Source organism: Lancefieldella parvula (assembly GCF_963530955.1).
Taxonomy (GTDB): domain Bacteria; phylum Actinomycetota; class Coriobacteriia; order Coriobacteriales; family Atopobiaceae; genus Lancefieldella; species Lancefieldella parvula_A.
Genome location: NZ_CAUSFQ010000078.1, coordinates 1 through 6,813, shown reverse-complemented (window position 1 = coordinate 6,813; position 6,813 = coordinate 1). Strand labels below are relative to the sequence as shown.

The following is a 6,813-nucleotide window of genomic DNA, read 5'->3' as shown; positions in this document are numbered from 1 at the left end:
ATCGGCGCAGATTCCTTAGGCTTTTTGAGCCTGGAAGGTCTGCTTGCCTGCGTTCCTTCTCGCGGTTATTGCGAGTCTTGCTTTAGCGGCAGGTATCCTGTGACAATTCCGAAAGACTTCTACCAGAGGTTCTTGCCAGAAAACGCCCCAGATAATCTAAACCCATCTTTTGTACTAAAGTTTGACCAGGTAGAACAGCAGTTAATTGATCAGGGCCTTATGCCCTCAGAGCAGTAAGGGGAGAAACAATGACCACTTCCGCTGATCCAACTAAGCAGATTACCTACGCCGACGCAGGCGTTGACGTTGATGAGGGCGCTCGCGCGGTTGACGCCATCAAAGCTGCTGTTGCTACAACTACTCGTCCCGAGGTCATTGGTGGCCTGGGCGGCTTTGGCTCCTGCTTCTCGGCCGCGGCTCTGAAGGACATGGAAGAGCCCGTGCTGGTCAGCGGCACCGACGGCGTTGGCACCAAGCTTGCCATTGCTCAGTTGCTCAACCGCCACAACACGGTGGGCGAGGACCTGGTTGCCATGTGCGTTGACGACATTGTTCCCATGGGTGCAGAGCCTCTGTTCTTCCTAGATTACGTTGCTGTGGGCAAACTCAAAGCCGAGGCCGTTGCCGAGATTGTTGGTGGTATTGCAGAAGGCTGCCGCAAGAGTGGCTGCGCGCTGGTAGGCGGCGAGATGGCCGAGCATCCAGGTGTTATGAATCCTGACGACTACGATCTTGCCGGCTTTGTCGTAGGCGTTGTCGACAAACCAAAGATCTTAGGTCCCGAGAAGGTCAGTGAAGGTGACGTCATTCTGGGACTTCCTTCTTCTGGCATTCACTCCAACGGATATTCGCTGGTACGCAAGGTAGCCATTGAGGGTAAGACTGTTGAGGAGCTTAACCAGCCACTAGAGGAGCTCGGTGGAGAGTCACTCGCAGACGCTGTTTTGCGTCCAACCACCATTTATGCAGGTGGATTGCTTGCTGCACTCCGCGCAGGAGCTCCTATCAAGGCTATGGCACACATCACCGGTGGTGGAATCACCGAGAACCTTAACCGTGCACTGCCAGCTCACCTTGACGCAGAGGTTGATCGTGGTGGAGAGGCTGGTCCTGCATGGGATATTCCACCAGTTATTTCATACGTTTCTAACGCCGCCAATCTCTCTCTTGATGAGCAGTATCGCACCTTCAACATGGGCGTTGGCATGGCTCTTATCGTAGACATGGACGATGTTGACGATGTTGCAGAAGCCCTCTCTGACCAGGGATTTGATCCATTTGTCATGGGTCAGATTATCCCAGGCACCGGAAAGGTGGTCTACAACGATGCCAATTAAGCTTGGCGTTCTTCTTTCCGGTTCAGGTACTAACCTGCAGGCTATTATTGATGCCATTGATGCTGGCAAGCTAGACGCAACCATTGAACTGGTCGTTTCTTCTCGCCCCGATGCATATGGTCTGAAGAGGGCAGAGGCAGCCGGTTTGCAAACTCTGACACTCTCAAAAGAGACGTACGAGGATCCGTTTGTCGCGGACATGGTGATTGCTACCGAGCTCAAGCGCTATAACGTCGACTACGTTGTTATGGCTGGTTACATGCGTAAAGTTGGCGTTCCTATTCTGAACACCTTCCCTAATCGCGTGCTCAACCTGCACCCAGCGCTGCTGCCAAGCTTCCGTGGCGCGCACGCTATTCAGGATGCGTATGAATACGGGGTCAAGGTGACAGGCGTTACCGTTCATCTGGCAAACGCCGATTACGACCGCGGCCCCATTATTGCCCAGCGACCTGTTGTGGTTGAGGAGGGCTGGACTGTTGACCAGCTTGAAGAGGCAATTCACCAGGTAGAGCATCAGCTGTATCCTGAGGTGTTACAGCTTTTTGCGCAGGACAAGGTTCACGTTGAGGGCCAAAAGGTTCGCATAGAGGCAGGTAAGTAAATGGCGAGAAGCCCTCTGAATAGTGATGGAACAACCGAGCGTTACTATTCTGCTGCAAGTAAAAGCGCAAATATTGTTTGCGTATAAACAAATGAGGAAGCAAGCCAAATAAGCGGAACAACCAAGTCTCTAATGGTAATAAAACGATCTGATTTAGAGTGTTTTGCTATTTGCGTAAAGATTGCGCATGCAACAGCAATAGCAATAATTCCAACTATATAAGGAACAAGAAATTGCTGCTTAACTACAGTTTTAGTGGTAAGAAGCATTATGTCTACAAAGAAGACCATAGCTATAAAAAGGTAATAAAGTGCGAGCGCTCCACCGCGGAAGAGGTCAAAATTTGTGCGCTTAAAGATTTTGCTCAAGCTTTGCTTTGCAAGAAGGACATATGCCGCTATGAGATACAGGACGACCAGGGGAATATAGACAACTTTAAAGAAACCTATAAGTGCCACATGAACCGTCCCTATCGTTGAGTCTTAGTAAACTGATGGACCTGGCTGGATGCCAGATTATAGCAGCGCTGTAATTGCAGTAACAAGTCCAAAGAGAATACCAGGGGCGTTAGCAATCATAATAGGAACATCGCGCTCTTTCTTGAAAGCGCCGTAAACAAACCAAACAGTGCAGTTAATCATAGCAACCAGAGGCTGGATAAAACTACCCTTGTTTCCAGCAAGATTATTTGTAATCTGTGGGATATAAGAAACATACATCATGACTGAGAGAATACTGCCAAATTGGCCCAGCTTGTTGAAGAAATTCTCGTCAAAAGAAAGTGTGTGCTTTTTTGTCATATAAAATAACCTCCAATGTCTAACAAACAGATTGCTGATACTTACCCAAGTACTAAACAAGATATTCGTTAGTTCGTTGCAGAATAACTTGCATCAATCCATTGACACAGCTCATCAAAGTCAACAGAGCCATCTAAAAGCGCAGAGATCCAATTACCGTACTGATTTGCAACGTATTCAAACAGCTTTTCTCGCATAATCTGGCCTTCCTAGTCCATATCTTATTATGATCAACAGCTTCTCTATGGAGAAGTTGAAATTATCATTATCTCCAGCGTACGCGCCCTAAACAGCTATACTAAATGTGTTTGTATATGTAATAAAAAGTCCAAGTGAAGGGCGTCATATGAGCCGAGTTTCTCGTAGAGAAGATGAGTTCTACAGCATGTTCTCTGAGTTTTCAGCGTTGATTGTTTCAACAGCAAAACTGTTTGTCTCCTATATGGAGTCATTCCCAAGTTCAGAAGATTATGAAGTCCAAATCAAGAACTACGAGACACTCTGCGATGACCAGGTAGGAAAGATTATTTCCACCCTCAACACATCCTTTATCACCCCATTTGACCGCGAGGACATTTCACGTCTTGCCCTGCTTATGGATGAGATTGCAGACGGTATTGAGAGCGTCTCTGCACACCTCAGCATGTATGACATCAAAGAAATGCGTCCAGAGGCAGTTCAGGTGGCACATCTGATTCTGTTTGCATCAGAGGAGCTGCAAAAGGCCTTTGATCGTCTCCCTGATTATCACAAGGATGACTCGGTCATTCGCCATACACGCTCTGCAAATGAGTATGAGGACCAGGGTGATGTTGTTTATCGTAACGCCCTGAGCTCTATTTTCAGAAACGTTGATGATCCGATTGAGGTTCTCAAGTGGAAGAGCCTTTTGGATAGACTTGAGTCTACTCTTGACGCTTGCAAGCACGTTGCAAACGCTGTTCAGAATGTTATCGTGAAAAATGGCTAGCATCCTGCTTATTGCGGTACTTGTTTCCGCTCTGATATTTGAGTTCATTAACGGCTTCCACGACACCGCAAACGCTATTGCTACCACGGTGTATACCAAGGCTTTGCCTCTACGCACAGCAATTATCATGTCAGCTATCATGAACTTTATCGGCGCGCTTATGAGCGAGAAAGTTGCTATGACCATTGCGTCTGGTCTGGTTGATATTCAGCTACAGCTCTACGTTATTTTTGCTGCACTGATGGGCGCCATTATTTGGGACCTCTTTACCTGGTGGTTCTCAATCCCAAGTTCGTCTTCGCACGCGCTCATCGGCAGCCTTATTGGTGCAACCATTGTTTTTACCGGCAGCACAGGTCACATTCTTTGGGCGGGTGTCCTAGAGAAAGTTGTTATTCCTCTGTTTACTTCGCCTCTTATTGGTATGGCCCTGGGCTACTTTATTATGAAGCTGGTATTTGAGATCTTTGCTGATTGGCCACCTAAAAAGGCAAACGGTCTCTTCCACCGTCTTCAGGTGCTCTCAGCTGCCTTTATGGCATACAGCCACGGCAATAATGACGCTCAGAAGACTATGGGAATTATCACGTTGGCCCTGGTTACCGCCGGTCTTCACGACCCTTCTAACGGCATTCCTCTGTGGGTCAAACTACTCTGCGCAACCACCATGGCACTGGGTACCTCCATTGGCGGCGGCCGCATTATGCGTACCGTTGGCGATGGCGTTACCAAGCTCACGCCAGTTATTGGCTTTGTCGCCGAAACAAGTTCTACCGTTGCAATTGAGATCATGACTGCACTTGGAGCACCAGTTTCCACCACGCAGGTCATCACCACATCCATCATGGGCGCAGGATCTGCTCGCCGTCGCAGCTCTGTACGCTGGGGTGTTGCGCGCAAGATTATTGCCGCTTGGTTTGTGACGCTACCAGCCACCATGGCGCTCGGCGGACTTATTGCATTTTTGACCAGCTTTGTTCTGGCATAACCCCTGCTCAATGTTGTACTGGTAGAGCCCGAAATTCCCGCAAATACGGGAAACATTGGTCGCACCTGCGTAGTGAGTGGGACTCATCTGCACCTGGTGGGCCCGTTGGGCTTCTCGCTTGATGACAAAAGCCTCAAACGAGCAGGCATGGCCTACTGGCAAAGCCTTAACGTTTCTGTCTACGATAACTGGGATCAATTTCTGGAGAAGAACGGTCTAGCCCAAGCATCTGATGTACCTGCTGGGGAGGCTGCACACGACGCTGTCTCCACGGTCGACGGCACTCTTACGGCCAGTAGATCTCCGCTGCACTTCCTGACTAAGAAAGCTAAGAAGACCTACACTCAGGCAACGTATCGTGATGGCGATTACCTTATCTTTGGTAAGGAAAGCCTGGGATTATCCGAGGAGCTTCTGGCACAGCATGCTGACGAGTGCGAGAGAATCCCAATGCTGCAAGATTCTGCCAGCCTGGTCAATCGCGAGGACTGGAGCCAAAAGCACGATGCGCTTGATGGCGATGACCAGTATGCTCACCCAGCGCTTTTGCAGCAGGATATCTGCGGAAACTTTATCGATCCTAACGAGTTCTCGGTCAGTGCGCTAAACGTTTCAAATGCTGCCGCCATTGTGCTGTATGAGGCGCTGCGACAGATTGGCTTTCCGGGAATGGATGTCTAAGAATTAGTTTGTTGAGTTTGTTTATGATGTAGAACGAAAAAAGTGTCAAGAATGGCTACAGAGGTGAGATGCGTGTTAATTAAAATCCGACAACACCATTAGATGCTGTCGGATTTCTAAATTAAACTTGCTGCTTAATCACTATAAAGCGGTGAGGAATGTTAATCCGCCTAAAATTACACCAGCAGTATTTGGAATAATGAGAATCCAGTCCTTTTTAGGCTCTTTAGTCCAACCATAAATGACCCAAATGAGACAAGAAACTGCTGCAAATAGTGGCTGAAAAGGTTGAGCCTTTACTCCCTGTAGATTTGCAATAATTTGTGGAATATAAGCGATAAAAACAAATACTCCGATAAAAGCTCCGATAGAGCCTACAAATAGATTGATTTGTTTCTTTGACATAAAACACCTCCTCCTTCGTTATTTTAATTACAAGGATGAGGTAACGAGAAAATCAAACTACCTGTGAAATCAGAATTTAATACTGTTGCTTTAGTTGTGAAGATTGGTTTACAGATTTATGGCTAAAGTAATGAGCCTCATTAGGCTTTTCTGATTGTAGAGTTGTGCCCGCCTGTAGCTACTTCAAGAATACGCAAACAAAATACCCGAGTGCGAGGCACCCGGGTTTTGGAGTTGCATTAGAGCTTTCTGTTATGCTTCGGTTCTTTTCCTACGGCGCAAATCAAGAGAGGTTCCTAAGGAAGCCACAGAGGTCAGCGCTGTGCTAACAAGAATCACGCTTGAAGCATCGCCAGTCTCGGGCAGAGAGCCTTTACGCTTTGCTGGGGTCTGAGGTGCCGCAGGAGCTTCAGGGTTCTTTGTGTAGTAGAACGTGTATTCAAGCTGGTCAGCAGAAACATATCCGGTGCTGTCACCCTGAAGTGTGTAACCGTCAATCTCACGAGCAGAAACATTCTGCAGGTTGAGCGTCTGGCTGCCAATAATATCGTCGGAATGGATTTGTTCACCGGTCTGTGCGTCAACGTAATGGACGGTATAGCTGTAGCGAGCTTCCTTGCTATACGTAAAGGTCAAGACGTTATTCTCGGCATTCTCATCAAGAATCATAGAGCGAGAAGAAACGTCTACATAGGCGTAGTCTCCGCGATCAGCTGCATCAAGAGCCCATTTGCTGACAAGAGAACCGATTGGCGCAGTTTCGGTTGTAGTTGCAAGAACTTGACCGTCGTCTGTCTGGTGAATGACCGTGTAGGAGACGGAAGAATCATTCTTCTTCCAGAGTGCGTGAAGGGTAATGTCACCTGTAACTGCTGCGGAGAAGCTGTATACAGAGGGGTTACCATTGGTATAGAGAATCCAACCAGCAAAGGTATAGCCCTCTCGTACAGGATCAGCTGGCTTTGTAGCTGCATCTCCGTAGGTAAGCTCTTGCGAGTTGACTGGCGAACCACCCTCAGAGTCAAAGG

Annotated in this window: 10 protein-coding genes and 1 pseudogene; 6 read left to right on the top strand and 5 right to left on the bottom strand. The window is 48.0% G+C overall.

The genetic code is table 11. The annotated features are described in order from the left end of the window. The 3 genes and pseudogenes from RWJ43_RS05500 to purN form a co-directional block, all read left to right on the top strand. Nucleotides 1–237: pseudogene (locus RWJ43_RS05500) on the top strand (amidophosphoribosyltransferase); the annotation flags it as partial. A gap of 11 nt (nt 238–248) precedes the next feature. Continuing rightward, entirely contained in the window at nt 249–1,337 is a 1,089-nt protein-coding gene (gene purM / locus RWJ43_RS05495) for a phosphoribosylformylglycinamidine cyclo-ligase (protein ID WP_314008753.1), read from the top strand. Next, nucleotides 1,327–1,941, top strand: a complete 615-nt coding sequence (purN, locus tag RWJ43_RS05490; protein ID WP_035428219.1) for a phosphoribosylglycinamide formyltransferase — start codon at nt 1,327–1,329, stop codon at nt 1,939–1,941. The genes purM and purN overlap by 11 nt, the downstream gene beginning before the upstream one ends. A 44-nt stretch (nt 1,942–1,985) precedes the next feature. Here purN and RWJ43_RS05485 read toward each other — a convergent pair whose 3' ends face one another. The 3 genes from RWJ43_RS05485 to RWJ43_RS05475 all read right to left on the bottom strand — a co-directional run bounded on the left by RWJ43_RS05485 (nt 1,986) and on the right by RWJ43_RS05475 (nt 2,938). Further along, complete coding sequence (locus RWJ43_RS05485; protein WP_035428217.1) at nt 1,986–2,399, bottom strand: hypothetical protein; 414 nt, start codon at nt 2,397–2,399, stop codon at nt 1,986–1,988. A gap of 57 nt (nt 2,400–2,456) precedes the next feature. Continuing rightward, nucleotides 2,457–2,741, bottom strand: coding sequence for a SemiSWEET family transporter (locus RWJ43_RS05480; RefSeq protein ID WP_051485274.1), 285 nt, complete (start codon nt 2,739–2,741; stop codon nt 2,457–2,459). Nucleotides 2,742–2,809: 68 nt separating this feature from the next. Continuing rightward, the gene (locus tag RWJ43_RS05475) at nt 2,810–2,938 is read right to left on the bottom strand and encodes a hypothetical protein (protein ID WP_286127389.1); all 129 of its coding nucleotides are present in this window, start codon (nt 2,936–2,938) and stop codon (nt 2,810–2,812) included. A 149-nt stretch (nt 2,939–3,087) separates the two neighbouring features. Between RWJ43_RS05475 and RWJ43_RS05470 the strand changes: the two genes are divergently transcribed. Genes RWJ43_RS05470 through RWJ43_RS05460 form a run of 3 tightly spaced genes read left to right on the top strand, consistent with a single transcriptional unit; the run spans nt 3,088 to nt 5,380 of the window. Continuing rightward, a complete protein-coding gene (locus tag RWJ43_RS05470; protein ID WP_035428216.1) occupies nt 3,088–3,711 on the top strand; it encodes a DUF47 domain-containing protein in 624 nt (207 codons plus the stop codon). Next, complete coding sequence (locus RWJ43_RS05465) at nt 3,704–4,699, top strand: inorganic phosphate transporter (protein WP_035428214.1); 996 nt, start codon at nt 3,704–3,706, stop codon at nt 4,697–4,699. The genes RWJ43_RS05470 and RWJ43_RS05465 overlap by 8 nt, the downstream gene beginning before the upstream one ends. A 3-nt stretch (nt 4,700–4,702) precedes the next feature. Beyond that, nucleotides 4,703–5,380, top strand: a complete 678-nt coding sequence (locus RWJ43_RS05460; RefSeq protein WP_314008754.1) for a tRNA (cytidine(34)-2'-O)-methyltransferase — start codon at nt 4,703–4,705, stop codon at nt 5,378–5,380. 141 nt (nt 5,381–5,521) lie between these two features. On the opposite strand, the gene RWJ43_RS05455 is transcribed toward RWJ43_RS05460, so the two are convergent. Both RWJ43_RS05455 and RWJ43_RS05450 read right to left on the bottom strand, forming a co-directional pair. Then, nucleotides 5,522–5,785 carry a SemiSWEET family transporter gene (locus RWJ43_RS05455; protein ID WP_035428211.1) on the bottom strand — a complete coding sequence of 88 codons (264 nt, stop codon included), beginning with the start codon at nt 5,783–5,785 and terminating at the stop codon, nt 5,522–5,524. Nucleotides 5,786–6,037: 252 nt separating this feature from the next. Then, on the bottom strand, nt 6,038–6,813 hold a 776-nt coding region (locus tag RWJ43_RS05450), incomplete at its 5' end, for an InlB B-repeat-containing protein (RefSeq protein WP_314008745.1).

Bases quoted from the DNA above. Each gene is read 5' to 3' on its own strand.
- purM (WP_314008753.1), top strand. From the start codon at position 249: ATGACCACTTCCGCTGATCCAACTAAGCAGATTACCTACGCCGACGCA.
- purN (WP_035428219.1), top strand. From the start codon at position 1,327: ATGCCAATTAAGCTTGGCGTTCTTCTTTCCGGTTCAGGTACTAACCTG.
- RWJ43_RS05480 (WP_051485274.1), bottom strand. From the start codon at position 2,741: ATGACAAAAAAGCACACACTTTCTTTTGACGAGAATTTCTTCAACAAG.
- RWJ43_RS05475 (WP_286127389.1), bottom strand. From the start codon at position 2,938: ATGCGAGAAAAGCTGTTTGAATACGTTGCAAATCAGTACGGTAATTGG.
- RWJ43_RS05470 (WP_035428216.1), top strand. From the start codon at position 3,088: ATGAGCCGAGTTTCTCGTAGAGAAGATGAGTTCTACAGCATGTTCTCT.
- RWJ43_RS05465 (WP_035428214.1), top strand. From the start codon at position 3,704: ATGGCTAGCATCCTGCTTATTGCGGTACTTGTTTCCGCTCTGATATTT.
- RWJ43_RS05455 (WP_035428211.1), bottom strand. From the start codon at position 5,785: ATGTCAAAGAAACAAATCAATCTATTTGTAGGCTCTATCGGAGCTTTT.